At 66.5% G+C, this 14,783-nt stretch carries 13 protein-coding genes and 1 pseudogene; 10 read left to right on the top strand and 4 right to left on the bottom strand.

The annotated features are described in order from the left end of the window. Nucleotides 1-23 precede the first annotated feature (23 nt). From BN4346_RS39645 to BN4346_RS39635, 3 genes are read left to right on the top strand one after another with little or no spacing between them, the layout of a single operon-like run. The gene (locus BN4346_RS39645) at nucleotides 24-1,286 is read left to right on the top strand and encodes a glutamate-5-semialdehyde dehydrogenase (RefSeq protein ID WP_067974571.1); all 1,263 of its coding nucleotides are present in this window, start codon (nucleotides 24-26) and stop codon (nucleotides 1,284-1,286) included. 25 nt (nucleotides 1,287-1,311) lie between these two features. After that, nucleotides 1,312-2,211 carry an AAA family ATPase gene (locus BN4346_RS39640; RefSeq protein WP_067974569.1) on the top strand — a complete coding sequence of 300 codons (900 nt, stop codon included), beginning with the start codon at nucleotides 1,312-1,314 and terminating at the stop codon, nucleotides 2,209-2,211. Next, nucleotides 2,208-3,650 carry a vWA domain-containing protein gene (locus BN4346_RS39635; protein WP_208863294.1) on the top strand — a complete coding sequence of 481 codons (1,443 nt, stop codon included), beginning with the start codon at nucleotides 2,208-2,210 and terminating at the stop codon, nucleotides 3,648-3,650. Before BN4346_RS39640 ends, BN4346_RS39635 begins: the two co-directional genes overlap by 4 nt. Before the next feature lie 58 nt (nucleotides 3,651-3,708). On the opposite strand, the gene BN4346_RS39630 is transcribed toward BN4346_RS39635, so the two are convergent. Next, nucleotides 3,709-4,701: a class I SAM-dependent methyltransferase gene (locus tag BN4346_RS39630; protein WP_096867558.1), complete on the bottom strand. Its 993-nt coding sequence runs from the start codon at nucleotides 4,699-4,701 to the stop codon at nucleotides 3,709-3,711. Between the two features lie 224 nt (nucleotides 4,702-4,925). Here BN4346_RS39630 and nadD point away from each other — a divergent pair, with 224 nt between their 5' ends. The 5 genes from nadD to BN4346_RS39605 are packed head-to-tail and all read left to right on the top strand — an operon-like array spanning nucleotide 4,926 to nucleotide 8,201. After that, on the top strand, nucleotides 4,926-5,552 hold the full coding sequence (nadD, locus tag BN4346_RS39625; protein WP_096867714.1) for a nicotinate-nucleotide adenylyltransferase: 627 nt from the start codon (nucleotides 4,926-4,928) through the stop codon (nucleotides 5,550-5,552). Then, nucleotides 5,549-5,944: a ribosome silencing factor gene (rsfS, locus tag BN4346_RS39620; RefSeq protein ID WP_067974560.1), complete on the top strand. Its 396-nt coding sequence runs from the start codon at nucleotides 5,549-5,551 to the stop codon at nucleotides 5,942-5,944. The genes nadD and rsfS overlap by 4 nt, the downstream gene beginning before the upstream one ends. Beyond that, entirely contained in the window at nucleotides 5,941-6,630 is a 690-nt protein-coding gene (gene gpgP / locus BN4346_RS39615) for a glucosyl-3-phosphoglycerate phosphatase (protein WP_067974557.1), read from the top strand. Before rsfS ends, gpgP begins: the two co-directional genes overlap by 4 nt. Then, nucleotides 6,620-7,351: a diglucosylglycerate octanoyltransferase gene (gene octT, locus BN4346_RS39610; RefSeq protein WP_067974551.1), complete on the top strand. Its 732-nt coding sequence runs from the start codon at nucleotides 6,620-6,622 to the stop codon at nucleotides 7,349-7,351. Before gpgP ends, octT begins: the two co-directional genes overlap by 11 nt. A 7-nt stretch (nucleotides 7,352-7,358) precedes the next feature. Beyond that, on the top strand, nucleotides 7,359-8,201 hold the full coding sequence (locus tag BN4346_RS39605; RefSeq protein WP_067974548.1) for a DegV family protein: 843 nt from the start codon (nucleotides 7,359-7,361) through the stop codon (nucleotides 8,199-8,201). Nucleotides 8,202-8,222: 21 nt separating this feature from the next. Here the strand turns inward: BN4346_RS39605 and BN4346_RS39600 are convergent. Further along, nucleotides 8,223-11,194, bottom strand: a pseudogene (locus BN4346_RS39600) (MMPL/RND family transporter). Next, entirely contained in the window at nucleotides 11,191-11,634 is a 444-nt protein-coding gene (locus BN4346_RS39595; RefSeq protein ID WP_067974547.1) for an MmpS family transport accessory protein, read from the bottom strand. The pseudogene BN4346_RS39600 and the gene BN4346_RS39595 overlap by 4 nt, the downstream one beginning before the upstream one ends. Before the next feature lie 207 nt (nucleotides 11,635-11,841). Between BN4346_RS39595 and BN4346_RS39590 the strand changes: the two genes are divergently transcribed. Further along, nucleotides 11,842-12,429 carry a PepSY domain-containing protein gene (locus tag BN4346_RS39590; RefSeq protein WP_154677618.1) on the top strand — a complete coding sequence of 196 codons (588 nt, stop codon included), beginning with the start codon at nucleotides 11,842-11,844 and terminating at the stop codon, nucleotides 12,427-12,429. 14 nt (nucleotides 12,430-12,443) lie between these two features. Here BN4346_RS39590 and BN4346_RS39585 read toward each other — a convergent pair whose 3' ends face one another. Beyond that, nucleotides 12,444-13,499, bottom strand: a complete 1,056-nt coding sequence (locus BN4346_RS39585) for an NAD(P)H-dependent amine dehydrogenase family protein (protein WP_067974536.1) — start codon at nucleotides 13,497-13,499, stop codon at nucleotides 12,444-12,446. Between the two features lie 72 nt (nucleotides 13,500-13,571). Here BN4346_RS39585 and BN4346_RS39580 point away from each other — a divergent pair, with 72 nt between their 5' ends. Continuing rightward, nucleotides 13,572-14,780: an enhanced intracellular survival protein Eis gene (locus BN4346_RS39580; protein ID WP_096867713.1), complete on the top strand. Its 1,209-nt coding sequence runs from the start codon at nucleotides 13,572-13,574 to the stop codon at nucleotides 14,778-14,780. The last annotated feature ends 3 nt before the right edge of the window (nucleotides 14,781-14,783 follow it).

Here is a 14,783-nt window from a genome sequence, read left to right as displayed (position 1 = left end):
GCGTTCGCCGATACGCTGGCACGATGAGCGTCCCCGTGCTTCCCGACCTGCGCCAAGAGGTCCACGACGCCGCCCGCCGCGCAAGGGTCGCCTCGCGTTCCCTGACGGCGTTGTCCACCGCGGCCAAGAACAGTGCGTTGAACGCCGCAGCCGACGCATTGCTGGCGCACGCCGACGACATCCTGGCCGCCAATGACCGCGACGTCGCCGCTGCCCGTGCCGCCGGCACACCCGAGGCCATCCTGGACCGGCTGGCGCTGACCAAGGCCCGGGTGGACGGGATCGCCGCCGGCCTGCGCCAGGTCGCCGGCCTGCCCGACCCGGTCGGCGAGGTCCTGCGCGGCTACACCCTGCCCAACGGACTGCTACTGCGTCAGCAGCGCGTCCCGCTCGGCGTGGTGGGCATGGTCTACGAGGGCCGGCCCAATGTCACCGTCGACGCATTCGGGTTGACGCTCAAATCCGGCAACGCCGCACTGCTGCGCGGCAGTTCGTCGGCGGCCCACTCCAACCAGGCCTTGGTCGATGTGCTGCGCGGCGCCCTGGAGGCCGAGGACCTGCCCGCGGACGCGGTGCAACTGCTGTCGTCGGTCGATCGCGCCACCGTCACCCACCTGATCCAGGCCCGCGGACTGGTCGACGTGGTGATCCCGCGCGGCGGGGCCGGTTTGATCGAAGCCGTGGTACGCGACGCGTTGGTACCCACCATCGAGACCGGCGTCGGCAACTGCCACGTCTACGTCCACGAGGCCGCCGATCTCGACATCGCCGAACGGGTGCTGTTGAACTCCAAGACCCGTCGGCCCAGCGTCTGCAACGCCGCCGAGACCTTGCTGATCGACAAGGCCATCGCCGCATCGGCGGTACCGCGGCTGGTGGACGCCTTGACCGCAGCCGGAGTCGCGGTGCACGACTGCACCGGGCAGGCCGATGACGCTGCCGCCGAGGAAGACTTGCGCCGCGAGTATCTGGCGATGGACATTGCCCTTGCGGTGGTCGACGGGCTCGAGGACGCGATCGAGCACATCAACGAGTACGGCACCGGCCACACCGAGGCCATCGTCACTACCAACATGGCGGCCGCCCAGCGATTCAGCGAGCAGGTCGACGCCGCCGCGGTCATGGTCAACGCCTCTACCGCTTTCACCGACGGAGAGCAGTTCGGCTTCGGCGCCGAGATCGGCATCTCCACCCAGAAGCTGCACGCCCGGGGCCCGATGGGGCTGCCGGAGCTGACGTCGACCAAATGGATCGTGTGGGGTGACGGCCACACCCGTCCCGTCTAAGGCGCCGCAAAGGAGCAACATCCGCATGGAAAAGCCCGCCATCCCCGCCATCCCGGCCCGCCAAGCGCCGCTGTTCGCCGACATCGACGACGTAGCCCGCCGGCTGGCTGAGACCGGCTATCTGGCCGACACCGCCACCACCACGGCGGTATTCCTGGCCGACCGACTGGGCAAACCCTTGCTGGTGGAGGGTCCGGCCGGGGTGGGCAAGACCGAGCTGGCCCGTGCGGTTGCCGCGGCCACCGGTTCCGGGCTGGTGCGGTTGCAGTGCTATGAGGGCGTCGACGAGGCCCGGGCACTATATGAGTGGAATCACGCCAAGCAGATACTGCGAATTCAGTCCGGGTCCAACGGCGGTGACTGGGACGCCACCAAGATGGACGTGTTCTCCGAGGAGTTTTTGCTGTCGCGTCCGCTGCTGACCGCGATCCGGCGCACCGATCCGACCGTGCTGCTGATCGACGAGACCGACAAGGCCGACATCGAAATCGAGGGTCTGCTGCTGGAGGTGCTCTCCGATTTCGCGGTGACCGTTCCAGAACTGGGCACGATCACCGCGGCGCGCACCCCGTTCACGGTCTTGACCTCCAACGCCACCCGGGAACTGTCCGAAGCGCTCAAGCGCCGCTGCCTGTTCCTGCACATCGACTTCCCCGATCCGGACCTGGAACGCCGGATTCTGCTGTCGCGGGTACCGGAGTTACCCGAGCACCTGGCCGCCGAGTTGGTGCGCATCATCGCGGTGCTGCGCGGCATGCAGCTCAAGAAGGTGCCGTCGGTGGCCGAAACCATCGACTGGGGCCGCACCATCCTGGCGCTGGGCATGGACACCATCGACGACGCCACCGTCGCTGCCACCCTGGGGGTGGTGCTCAAGCACCAATCCGATCAGGTGCGGGCATCCGGAGAGTTGCGACTGAACTGATGGTCCGCCGTAGCCGCCCGCCGCAACCCCTTGCCCCGCATGGAATTCCGGGGCATCTGGTGGGGTTCGTGGAAGCGCTGCGCGGCCAGGGGATCTCGGTGGGCCCCTCCGAGACGGTCGACGCCGGGCGGGTGCTGACCGCGATCGGGCTCGACGACCGGGAGGTGCTGCGGGAGGGGCTGGCCTGCGCGGTGCTGCGCCGGCCCGACCACCGCGACACCTACGACGCCATGTTCGATCTGTGGTTCCCCGCGGCGCTGGGCGGGCGCACGGTGGTGATCTCCGATGAGGCGCAGTCGGCCGACGACGTACCGCTGCCGGAGGACGCCGAGGACATCCGGGCGATGCTGGTCGATCTGTTGACCGCGAATCCCGATCTCGCCGATTCCGATCCCCGGTTGTCGGCGATGATCGCCGCGATCGTCGGCGCCTTCGGGCAATACCGCTCCAGCCGGGGCCCGTCCTACTCGGCCTACCAGGCGCTCAAAGCGCTGGCGCTCGATGAGTTGGAGGGCAAGCTGCTGGCCGGGCTGCTCGCGCCCTATGGCGACGAGCCGAGCCCCACTCAGGAACAGATTGCCAAGGCCATGGCAGCGCAGCGGATCGCCGCGCTGCGCAAGCTCGTTGACGCCGAGACCAAGCGACGCACCGCTGAGCAGCTGGGCCGCGAACACGTCCAGATGTACGGCATTCCGCAGCTGAGTGAGAACGTGGAGTTCCTGCGTGCGTCCGGCGAACAGCTGCGCCAGATGCGCCGAGTGGTGGCGCCGCTGGCCCGCACCCTGGCGACCCGGCTGGCCGCGCGCCGCCGACGCTCTCGTGCCGGCACCATCGACCTGCGCAAGACCCTGCGTAAGTCGATGTCCACCGGCGGGGTGCCGATCGACGTGGTGCTACGCAAGCCGCGTCCCGCCCGGCCCGAGCTGGTGGTGTTGTGCGATGTGTCCGGCTCGGTCGCCGGGTTCAGTCATTTCACGTTGCTGCTGGTTCACGCACTGCGGCAACAGTTTTCGAGAGTTCGTGTGTTTGCGTTCATCGACACTACCGATGAGGTGACGCACCTGTTCGGGCCGGAGGCCGACCTGGCCGTGGCGATCCAGCGGATCACCCGGGAGTCCGGGGTCTATACCCGCGACGGGCACTCCGATTACGGCAATGCCTTCGTCTCGTTCGCCGAGAATTATCCAAACGTGGTGTCGCCGCGCAGCGCGCTGCTGGTGCTCGGCGACGGTCGCACCAATTACCGCAACCCTGGGGTGGAGGTGCTGTCGCACCTGGTGACCGCCAGCCGGCACGCGCACTGGCTCAACCCCGAGCCGGCGCATCTGTGGGGCAGTGGCGATTCCGCGGTGCCGCGGTACAGCGACGTGATCGCGATGCGCGAATGCCGCTCGGCCAAGCAACTGGCCGGTGTCATCGACGCTTTGCTGCCGGTCTAACGCGCGTTGCCCCCTGGGCGCGCCGAGGATCTGATAGCTGGTGCTTTTCTGCGGACCCTCAGCGCGTCCGCTGGTAAATCAGCCAGCGCAACTCCATCGGGCTTTCCTCACGCGTGGTTCGGAACGCGTCCTGCCCGGTGATCCACCCGATGTACCAGCTGGTGGGCGGCCAGGCACCCTCGGGCAGGTTCGCCTTCTCGTAGTCGTGGACCGACTCGTCGGAGAGCAGCTGCAGGGGTAGGCCGGCCGCCGCTGTCGCCATTTCATTGCGGGTGTACAAACTCGAGTACACCTGCTGGCAGAATTCCCGGGCGGCGCTGTCGGGTTCGTAGCCGTCGTGCGCCAGGAAGCTGTTGAACACCAGCCGTCCGCCGGGCGCCAGGCATCGAGCGGCGAGTTCGAACAGGCTGCGCAGCTCCGTTGTAGACCGGAAATCGGTTAATACCTCAGAAAGCACCATCATCTGGTAGTCGTCGCGCAGGTCGTCGGCGTCGGCGAACACGTCCCGTACGATGACGCGCACGTCCAAGGACTCTGCCGCTGCGTCGGTCGTGAGCATATCGGCGAATTTCGGGGTCATCTCGACGACGTCGACCGGATGTCCGCGACGCGCCAACGCCAGGGCGTTACGCCCTGTGCCCGCACCGATTTCGAGCACACGATGGGAGGCCGGATTGTCGGCCTCGCAGGCGAGGTGCCAAACCCGAGCGTCGGGTTCGGTGCCGAACAACGGTGGTTGCCGCGTTGCCAGCCAGGCCTCGTACGTCTGTACCAGGGAGCTCCATTGGGCGCGGATCGTGTAGTTCAGGGTGGCGCCGATCGGGGCGTTGTAGGAGATGATGATGTGCGAGCGCACCGAGTGCGCGTAGGCCTCAGCCAGCTGGGCTTTCAACACTTCTCTGAGGCGTTCGAGTTCGGCGTCGTTGAAGGGCTTGCCCAGGCCCGCGAACGCGGTTCCGCACATCGACACATATTCGTCCAGCAGGTTGGGCACGGCCGGAAGCCTGATTTCGCCAGTGATCTGCGCCCGAGTGTGAAAACGCCTAACCATGGCGTCTTTGGTCGCCTGGACGCGATCAATTGAACTCACCGGAAAATCTTCCACAGACACCTTCTACACGATCGGCATCCGCTTAGCGGCAGCAACGGGGTGTTGCGTCCTGCAAGGATAGTGCGACCAAGTGGAAATCCGCTCGCCCTATCGGCCGACTGTTCCGCAGGCGGGCGGTGCCACCAGTGCGCTCATGCCGACGAGGACCCCAAGTAAGCTGGCCTATCGTGCGAAAACGGCGGCTGGGAGTCATGGGTGGGACATTCGATCCCATCCATCATGGCCACCTGGTCGCCGCCAGTGAGGTGGCCGATCTGTTCGAGCTCGACGAGGTGGTGTTCGTGCCGACGGGCCAACCGTGGCTTAAGGAACGCCGCGTCACCGCCGCAGAGGACCGTTACCTGATGACGGTGATCGCCACCGCGTCCAACCCGCGGTTCTCGGTGAGCCGCGCCGACATCGATCGCGGCGGTCCCACCTACACCAAGGACACCCTGCGTGACCTGCAAGAACAGCACCCCGATGCCGAGCTCTACTTCATCACCGGCGCAGACGCGCTGGCCACCATTCTGTCCTGGCAGGATTGGCCGGAGATGTTCGAGATGGCGCGGTTCGTGGGGGTGAGCCGGCCCGGCTACGAGCTCAACGGCGACCATCTCGCCGAAGCGCTCGGCTCGCTGCCGCCGCACGCGTTGACGCTGGTCGAGGTGCCGGCGCTGGCGATCTCGTCCACCGATTGCCGTCGGCGCGCGGCAGAATCCCGCCCGATCTGGTACCTGGTACCGGACGGGGTGGTCCAGTACGTGTCCAAACGCTGCCTCTACCAACCGACCCCCGGAGACCAACAATGACCGCGACACCCGAGGCCGTGCGGATGGCCACCGTGGCGGCCGGCGCCGCTTCCAACAAGCTGGCCGACGACGTCGTCGTCATCGACGTCTCCGCGCAACTGGTCATCACCGACTGCTTCGTGATCGCCTCGGCCTCCAACGAGCGCCAGGTCAACGCGATCGTCGATGAGGTCGAGGACAAGATGCGCCTGGCCGGGTACAAGCCGGCGCGCCGCGAGGGCACCCGGGAGGGGCGCTGGACCCTGCTGGACTACGTCGACATCGTCGTGCACATCCAGCATCAGGACGAGCGGGACTTCTACGCGCTGGATCGGCTGTGGAAGGACTGCCCGCTGGTGCCGATCGACCCGATCGAGCCGGCCGGCGAGTCGGCGCCGGAGGATGCCTCGTGAGGATCCGCAGGCTGATCCTGCTGCGACACGGCCAGACCGAGTTCAACGCCGGCAGCCGGATGCAGGGCCAGTTGGACACCGTGCTCAGCGACCTGGGCCGTGTGCAGGCAGAGGCGGCAGCGGAGGTGCTGCGCAAACGGCACCCGCTGCTGATCGTGTCCTCGGATCTGTGGCGGGCCTACGACACCGCCACTGTGCAGCACAACGGGCTCCAGGTCCGGGTGGACACGCGGCTGCGGGAAACGCACCTGGGTGACTGGCAGGGGCTGACCCACGAAGAGGTTGACGCCGCCGCGCCAGGAGCCCGGTCGGCTTGGCGCGACGACGCCCGATGGGCACCCCACGGCGGGGAGAGCCGCATCGACGTGGCCGAGCGCAGCGTTCCGCTGGTGCGCGAGCTGGTGGCCGGGGAGCCGGACTGGGGCAGAGCCGATCACGCCGATCAGCCGGTGGTGCTGGTCGCCCACGGCGGGCTGATCGCCGCGCTGACCGCGGCCTTGCTGCGGCTGCCAGTGGAGAACTGGCCGGTACTGGGTGGGATGGCCAACGCCAGCTGGACCCAGCTCAGCGGATACTCCGGCGGGCCGGATTCCGGCCCGGATTCCGACCAGGCCGACTTCGCCGATGTGCGCTGGCGTCTGGACGTGTGGAACGCCTCGGCTCAGGTGGCCAGTGATGTCCTCTGAAACGCGTCCCACCCTGTTGGTCTTCGCCGACTCGCTGTCCTACTACGGTCCCACCGGCGGCCTGCCCGCCGACGATCCGCGGATCTGGCCGAACATCGTTGCCGGCCAGCTGGACTGGGATGTCGAACTGATCGGTCGGATCGGCTGGACCAGCCGAGACGTCTGGTGGGCGTCCACCCAGGACCCGCGGGCGTGGGCGGCACTGCCCCGCGCCGGTGCGGTCATCTTCGCCACCAGCGGAATGGACTCGCTGCCCTCGGTGTGGCCGACGGCAGTGCGTGAACTGATCCGCTACGTGCGGCCGGCCTGGTTGCGGCGTTGGGTTCGAGATGGCTACGGCTGGCTGCAGCCCCGGCTTTCGCCGGTGGCACGGGCGGCCCTACCGCCGCATCTCACCGTGGAATACCTTGAGATGACCAGGGGCGCTATCGATTTCAACCGTCCGGGTATCCCCATTGTGGCTTCGCTGCCGTCGGTGCACATCGCTGACACCTACGGCCGCGCGCACCAGGGGCGCGAGCCGACGGTGCGTGCCATTACGGCCTGGTCGCGGGAGCACGATGTGCCCCTGGTGGACCTGAAGGCCGCGGTGGCCGATGAGGTCATGAGCGGACGCGCAAATCCCGACGGCATCCATTGGAACTTCGAAGCGCACCGGGCGGTCGCCGAGCTGATGCTCAAGGCCCTGAGTGAGGCCGGCGTCCCCGGCCCGTTGGTGTGACCATCCGATGAGCGTCGTCATCGTCACAGATTCGTCGGCCTGCCTGCCGCGTGAGGCGCGTGACCGTTGGGGGATCCGTACGGTGCCGCTGCACATCCTGCTCGACGGAACCGATCTGCGCGACGGCGTCGACGACGTGCCCGCCGACATTTATGCGCGCGAGCGCGTCACCACCTCCGGCGCGGGCCCGGAGGAACTGGCTGAGGTCTACCGGAATGCGCTTGGCTACAGCGCGGGCTCGGGGGTAGTGGCGGTACACATCTCCTCGGCGTTGTCCGGCACTTTCGGCACCGCCGAACAGGTAGCCAGTCAGATCGGCCCCGGCGTGCGGGTGATCGACTCGAAGTCGGCGGCGATGGGCACCGGATTCGCGGCCTTGGCCGCGGCCCGAGCGGCCGCCGACGGCGCCGACCTGCACGGAGTCGCGGCCGCGGCGGACGCCGCCGTGCAACGTGGTCACGCCTACATGGTGGTGCAACGGCTGGACAACCTACGGCGTAGCGGCCGGATCGGCAGCGCGGCGGCCTGGCTGGGCACCGCCTTGTCCCTGAAGCCGCTGTTGGCCGTCGAGGACGGAAAGCTCGTTCTGGCGCAACGTATCCGCACCGTCAGCAAGGCAGTTGCCTCGATGATCGACCGGGTCTGTGATGTGGTCGGAGATCGCTCAGCGGCGCTGGCGGTGCATCACGTCGCCAACCCGCAGGGGGCCCAAGAGGTGGCCGGTGCACTGGCAGAGCGGCTGCCGGTCTGTGCGCCCGCGGTGATCACCAGCCTATGCCCGACGTTGGCGCTGCATGTCGGGGCCGGCGCGGTCGCGGTGTGTGTTGACGTCGACCCGGGCGGGGTCTGAGCGCGTCACCGCTGGGGCCGCCTACTGGGTGGGCGCGGCGAATCGGTCGGTATCGGTGGACTCTTCATGCGGGGTGTGGGCCGCGATCCCACGAATGTTCTTGTTGGGACCCCACGGCCGGACTACCTGCGGCCACCAGAACCACTTGCCCAGCAACGTCGCGATCGACGGCATGAAGAACGCTCGGACTACGAAGGTGTCCAGCAGCAATCCGATTGCCACCGTGGTGCCATACATGCCGATGGCCTTGAGGTCGCTGAAATACATGATGCCCATGGTGGCGGCGAACACCATGCCGGCCGAGGTCACCACGCCGCCGCTGCCGGCCATCGGCATGTATGGCACCACGGTGGCAATCGGATTGCTGCTGGACTGCCGGCCATCGCCCGGATATAGCCGGTCTTGAGCCCGGCGTGTATCTCCTCCTCGAAACGGGAGACCAGCAACAGGTTGTAATCCGAGCCCACGGCCAGCAACACGATGACCGCCAGCACCAGCGTCACCCAATAGATGTGCTGGCCGAAAATGTGCTGCCAGATCAACACCGAGATGCCGAACGACGCGGCGATCGAACTGGATGCGGTGCCCAGGATGACCGCGGCGGCCACCAGGCTGCGGGTGATCATCATCATGATCAAGAAGATCAACGTCAGCGACGCTACGATCGCGATCATCAGGTCGTATTTGGCGCCGTTCTGCATGTCTTCGTAGAGAGCGGCCATGCCGCCGATGTAGACCTTGGCGTCCGCCAACGACGACTGCTTCAGAGCCTCCTGCGCTGCGATCCGCTCCGGCTCAACCCGTTTGATGCCCTCCGCGGTTGCCGGATAGGTCTGGTGCGTCACGAAGAACCGCGCCGACTTGCCGTCTGGCGACATGAACAGCCGAAGCCCGGTTTGAAAGTCCTTGTTGTCGAATGCTTCTGCGGGCAGATAGAAGAAATCATCGTTCTTGGAGTCGTCGAAGCTCTGACCCATCATGATCTGGGTGTTGCTCAAGTCCTCCATCTGATCGACGAACGCCGAGAACGTGGAGTGCACCGTCAGCACCAGTCCGCGCATGATTCGCATGGTGTCGACCACGGCCGGCAGCAGTTCGACCGCCTGCGGCAGCAGGCGCGCCGTCTTGGTGATGTCGTCGGACAGGTAGTGCAGTTGCTCGGTGAGTTGGTCGATGCCGTCGGTGGCGTCGAAGGTGTTGCGCAGCGCGTTGCACATCGGGATGTCGAAGCAGTGCGGCTCCCAGTAGAAGTAGCTGCGCAGCGGACGGAACTGGTCGTCGAATTCGGCGATGTGGTCGCGGATCCGGTCGGAGACATCCACGGTGTTCCGGGTGACCTCGGCCGTGTCGTCGAACGTCCGGTCGACCTCTTGGAGGTAGCCGTACATCTGGATCAGCAACTCGATGTCCTTGTCGAGTTGCTGGGAGATGGTGTCGATGTCTTTGATCCGGTCCTTGAGTGTCTTCATGTTCTGGATCATCAGCTGGTTGGAGACGCTGAGTTGGAACGGTATCGAGCTGTGTTGCAGCGGAATTCCCAAAGGACGGGTGATGTCCTGGATCATCCCGATGCCGACCACCCGCATGATGTTCTTGGCGACTCGGTCCAGCACCAGCATGTCGGCGGGATTGCGCATGTCGTGGTCGGATTCGACCATGGTGATGTCCGGCGCCATCCGGGCAGCCGAGAAATGCTTCTCCGCGGCGGCATAGGCCACGTTGACCGGGGTGTCCCGCGGCAGATATTTGCGGTCGTCATAGCCGGGCTTGAACCCCGGCAGGGCGACCAGACCGATCATGATGATGGCCAGGCTGGCCACCGCGATCGGTCCGGGCCAGCGCACCACCGAGACGCCGGCCCGGCGCCAGAATCCGCCCGGCTTAGCCTTTTTGGGTTCGAGCAGACCGAAACTGGTGACCACCACCAGCATGGCCGGTCCCAGGGTGAGCGCAGCGCTGACCACCACAAGCATGCCGACGGACACCGGAATGCCCATGGTGTGGAAGTAGGGTAGCCGGGTGAAATACAGCATCGCCGACGCCCCGGCGATGGTCAGCCCCGAACCCAGTACCACCGGGGTGACACTGCGAACGGTGATGTAGTACGCGTCAATCCGGTCCTCGCCGGCCAGCCGGGCTTCCCGGTACCGGCCGATGAGGAAGATGCCGTAGTCGGTGCCCGCGGCGATCGCGAGCATCACCATGATGTTGACCGCGAACGTGGTCAGGCCCATGACGTCGTGGTAGCCCAGGACAGCGACCACACCGCGGGCGCAGATCAGCTCGAGCAGGGTCAGAAACAGCTGCGTCAACATCGCCGACACCGACCTGAAGACGATCAGCAGCATGATCGCGATCGCGGCGATGGTGAACAGCGTGATCTTGACCAGACTGGAGTCGCCGATCTGCCGCAGATCAGCAGTCAGCGCAGCCGGCCCGGCGACGTAGGCCTTGACCCCGGGCGGGGCGGGGGTGTCGTCGATGGCCTGACGGACCGCCACGACCGAATCGTTGGCCTCGGTCATGCCCTGGTTGCCGACCAGGTTGAGCATGATGTAGGCGGCCTTGGCGTCGGAACTCTGCACGCCTGCCGCGGTCAGCCGGTCACGCCAGAAGTCCTGGGCGTGCTCGACATGGTCTTTGTCGGCGACCAGCTTCGCAACGATCTCGTCGTAGTAGTGGTGGGCGGCTTCGCCGAGTTCCTCGTCGCCGACCACCACCATCATCACGGTGCTGTTGGACTTGTATTCCTGAAAGTTCTCGCCGACCAGCTGGCTGGCGATCATCGACGGTGCATCGACGGGCGCCAGCGGCGCGGAGTGCTCCTCGGAGATGACTTCCAGCTGGGGCACAAGGACATTCACCAGCACGGTGAGCACGATCCAGACGACGATGATCGGCACCGCGAAAATACGCAGCATGTGCGCGAAGAACGGCCGCTTGACGTGCGGGTCTTGCTGGCTGTCCAGCTGCTCTTTGATCCGCTTGATCATCCGGACTTCACCAGGCAGAAGGTCTGGGCGTTGAGGCCGGTGGCGCGACGTTCGTCGAGCAGCCGATCGTCGATCTTGATTCGGCAGCCGATCTCACCGGTGTTGCCCTGCACGATCATGTTGGCCATGACGGCGGGTAGCACCGTGACCACGGTGTAGGTCCACGGCAGCGGCACGCCGGTCAGCTGATGGACATTGGCCTCGGCGTCCCAGTAGTTGATGTCGGCAGTGGTACCAGGCGGCCCGAAGGCCTCGTAGGCGACGGATTTCGGGTTGAACTGGACGATCTCGATGCCGGCGCCGGCGTGGGGATTGAGGTCTTCGGAGGCGAATACCTTGTGCAGCCGGCTGACCATCACACTCGAGATCGCGATGACCACAATGAAGACCAGTGGAATCCAATGCCGTTTGAGCATGCCGGCAACCGAGATTCTCCCCATCTCACCGCCTTCCGCCTGCCGATAGTGCGGTTCAACGTCGGCGCTGGACGGTCTGCTCTCCGGCTTCGCCGGAAGCATCGATGGTTCCGCGAATCGCGCCCTTTGGCAGCATAACCTTCGTTTAGCTAAGGACCGCAACCGGTGCCGCTGCGGTCGCCGAGCCTCGAGTTCAGCGCCGACGCCCAGACTTCAGTAGCATGGCCGCTGATGCACGCTCTGGGAAAAGTCGTCCGATTCGGTGCGGTGGTCATCGTGGCAGCGCTGGCGCTGGCCGGGTGCAGTGGCAAAGGCACATCCGGCGCGTCCTCGCAGGAGTCGTCTGCACCTGAGGCGTCCTGGACCCGCCCCGACGCCCCGCCCGACCCGCTCACCCTGCTGCGCGCCGGTGACCTGGCAATCGCACAGGTACCCGACAGCGTGTTGATCTTCATCGAGAGTCAGACCAGCGATGCCGGTACCTGGAAGGCCAGGGTGGTCACTCCCGACGGCACCGAACAACAGGTCAAGATCGACTCCGACGGGGTGTCCGTGCTGGTCGGCCCCACCGCGACGGACGACAGCGACGCCGACAAGGCCAAGCGGCGCGCCAATGTGGACGGCACTCATCTGGACTACCGAGCCGCCGTGGAACGCGTGCTGCGGGCAGTGCCCAACAGTTCGATCACCGAGCTGAGCCTGCTCGACATGAACGGCACGGTCGTCTGGGAAGCCGACGTGTGGGACGACAACCTAGCCGAACGCGACGTCACCGTGGACGCGGCGTCGGGGGAGGTCACCGCCAACCGGCAGGTGTGATTAGTCGAGGCTCGCTAACCGCCGGCGCGGCCGGTGATCGGCGGCAGATCGGCCAGCGTGACGATGCCCGGCTCGGCCGCGACCACTGCCGGAACCGCGTTGGTCACCGGCATCGCCGTGTAGATCGAGCCCAGACCATTGAAGTTCGGCTCGCTCCAGTCCTTCGGCGGCAGGCAGTTGATCACGGTGCGCATGTTGGGCAGTCCGAACACCTGGATGACGTGGCCGTGCGCCACCGGCTTGGGTGGGGTGACCTGGTCGCCCATGATCCAGTTGAAGCCGACGCTGACCACGTTGCGCGTCCCCACCCAGCCGCGGTGATAGCCGAAAACGCTGCCCACCGTGCCAGCCGGGATCTTCATGAAGCCCAGGTCGCTGTCGCCGGTCGCGGCCGTGAACTGCACGTCGAAGGTGATGCGGTCCAACTGTGCGCCGATCGCACCGGCCATCATCGCCGCCGACTCGGCAAAAACCTCGCTCTCCCGGCGGACGCTCTCGGCCAGCCCGGGGGTGTCGGGGTCCTGCGCGAAACCCATCGCCGCCATGGTGGCCGCCGACTCATACGTCGAGCAGTCCACCGATTCGGTGATCCGGATCTCGTCGACCCGCTCGCACGCCCCGGACAGCACCATGCCGATCATGTTGGTCAGCCCGGGGTGCGCGCCGCTGCCGAACATGGTGGAGTTGCCGGCCCGGCAGGCGTCTTCGATGCGCTTGCGGTCTTGCTCGCTCTGCTTGCCACCGGTGATCCAGGCCGCGGTCGAGCACACGTTCACCCCGGCCTCCAGCAGCCGGACCAACTCGTCGATGCTGGGCCACAGCGGGTTGTAACAGCACGCGTCCGGCTTCAGTGCGATCAGGGCGTCGATGTCATTGGTGGCGGTGATCCCGGTCGGCTCCGGCCAGCCGGCCAGCTCGGCAGCGTCCACTCCCACCTTGTCCTTGCCGTGGGCGTAGACCCCGACGAGCTCCATGTCGGGCCTGCCGATGATGGCGTGCAGCGAGCGCTGGCCGATGTTTCCGGTGGTCCATTGGATGACGCGAAGCGGGCGGGTGGCAGCGGGCATCATGCTCCTCGGTGACGGGTGTATCCCACATTATTGGGGTGCGGTCTCAGAGTGTTTGTGGCAGCCTCGATCGGCGTGACCGGCACCCTAACCCAAACACTGACCCTGCGGACCGCTACCGATGACGATTGGCCAGCGATGGCGGTGCTGGCTGCCGTCGGATTCGCTGAGGACTGGGACGCCGAATCGATGGTCGCCTGGCGAACCCTGACAACTCCCGACAGCGTCATCGTGGTCTGCGACGGTGATGCGGTCGTGGGAATGTCGGGCTACCTGGATATGGAGTTGACGGTGCCGGGCGGGGCGGTGCTGCCGGCGGCCGGTGTCAGCTTTGTGGTGGTGGCTCCGACGCACCGCCGACGGGGTGTGCTCCGGATGATGTACGACGAATTACACCGGCGCATGGCTGATTCGGGTTACCCGATTGCGGCGTTGACCGCCAGTGAGGGCGGCATCTACGGGCGGTTCGGCTATGGCCCGGCGACGGTGGACCACGAGCTGACCATCGACCGGCGGTTCGCCCAGTTGCATGCCGACGCACCCGATCCCGGCGGGGTACGGCTGGTCAAACCCGCCGACAGCCGAGACGAGTTTGCTGCGGTCTACCAGCGGTGGCGTCAGCGCGTCCCAGGCGGGTTGGCTCGTCCCGTGGCGCTCTGGGACGACCTGCTCGCAGATCGGGAGAACACCCGCGAGGGCGGCACCGAATGGTTCGGGCTGCTGCACCCCGACGGCTACGTGCTCTACCGGGCGCACGGCGAACACCCGAGGTCGGCGCGGATCGGCGAGTTCCGAGCCGGCACCCCCGACGCGCACGCCGCGTTGTGGCGGGGACTGCTGGGGCTGGACCTGATGGGCAAGATCGTGATCGAAACCTACCCGGACGATCCGATGCCGTACCTGCTGACCGATACCCGGCTGGCCACCACCACCGGTCGGTCAGACGCGTTGTGGCTGCGGATGATGGACATCCCCACGGTGTTGATGGCTCGCCGCTACGCCGGCGACTTGTCCGTCGTCATCGGGGTGCACGACGGATTCCGCAGCGATGGTGGGCGATTCGCCCTCACGATCCGCGACGGACTCGCCGACTGCACCCCGACCGAGGCGGAGGCCGAAGTCGAGTTGGACCTGGATGTGCTGGGCAGCCTGTACTTCGGCGCGCATCGGGCGTCGGCGCTGGCCGGAGCCGGCAGGCTACGGTGTCGCGACGACGCCCTGGCGCGCCGACTGGATGCGGCGTTCGCCCACGACGTCGGTGCCCAGATCGGTTACCACTTCTAGGGA

It is taken from the genome of Mycolicibacter icosiumassiliensis, from assembly GCF_900078685.2.
Taxonomy (GTDB): domain Bacteria; phylum Actinomycetota; class Actinomycetes; order Mycobacteriales; family Mycobacteriaceae; genus Mycobacterium; species Mycobacterium icosiumassiliensis.
Note: the sequence above shows the minus strand (reverse complement) of the source record. Positions and strands in the feature narration are given on the sequence as shown.

Coding starts and splice junctions, on each gene's coding strand:
- octT (WP_067974551.1), top strand. CDS start 6,620: ATGTCCTCTGAAACGCGTCCCACCCTGTTGGTCTTCGCCGACTCGCTG.
- BN4346_RS39605 (WP_067974548.1), top strand. CDS start 7,359: ATGAGCGTCGTCATCGTCACAGATTCGTCGGCCTGCCTGCCGCGTGAG.
- BN4346_RS39630 (WP_096867558.1), bottom strand. CDS start 4,701: ATGGTTAGGCGTTTTCACACTCGGGCGCAGATCACTGGCGAAATCAGG.
- BN4346_RS39640 (WP_067974569.1), top strand. CDS start 1,312: ATGGAAAAGCCCGCCATCCCCGCCATCCCGGCCCGCCAAGCGCCGCTG.
- BN4346_RS39645 (WP_067974571.1), top strand. CDS start 24: ATGAGCGTCCCCGTGCTTCCCGACCTGCGCCAAGAGGTCCACGACGCC.
- BN4346_RS39595 (WP_067974547.1), bottom strand. CDS start 11,634: ATGGGGAGAATCTCGGTTGCCGGCATGCTCAAACGGCATTGGATTCCA.
- BN4346_RS39590 (WP_154677618.1), top strand. CDS start 11,842: ATGCACGCTCTGGGAAAAGTCGTCCGATTCGGTGCGGTGGTCATCGTG.
- BN4346_RS39585 (WP_067974536.1), bottom strand. CDS start 13,499: ATGATGCCCGCTGCCACCCGCCCGCTTCGCGTCATCCAATGGACCACC.
- rsfS (WP_067974560.1), top strand. CDS start 5,549: ATGACCGCGACACCCGAGGCCGTGCGGATGGCCACCGTGGCGGCCGGC.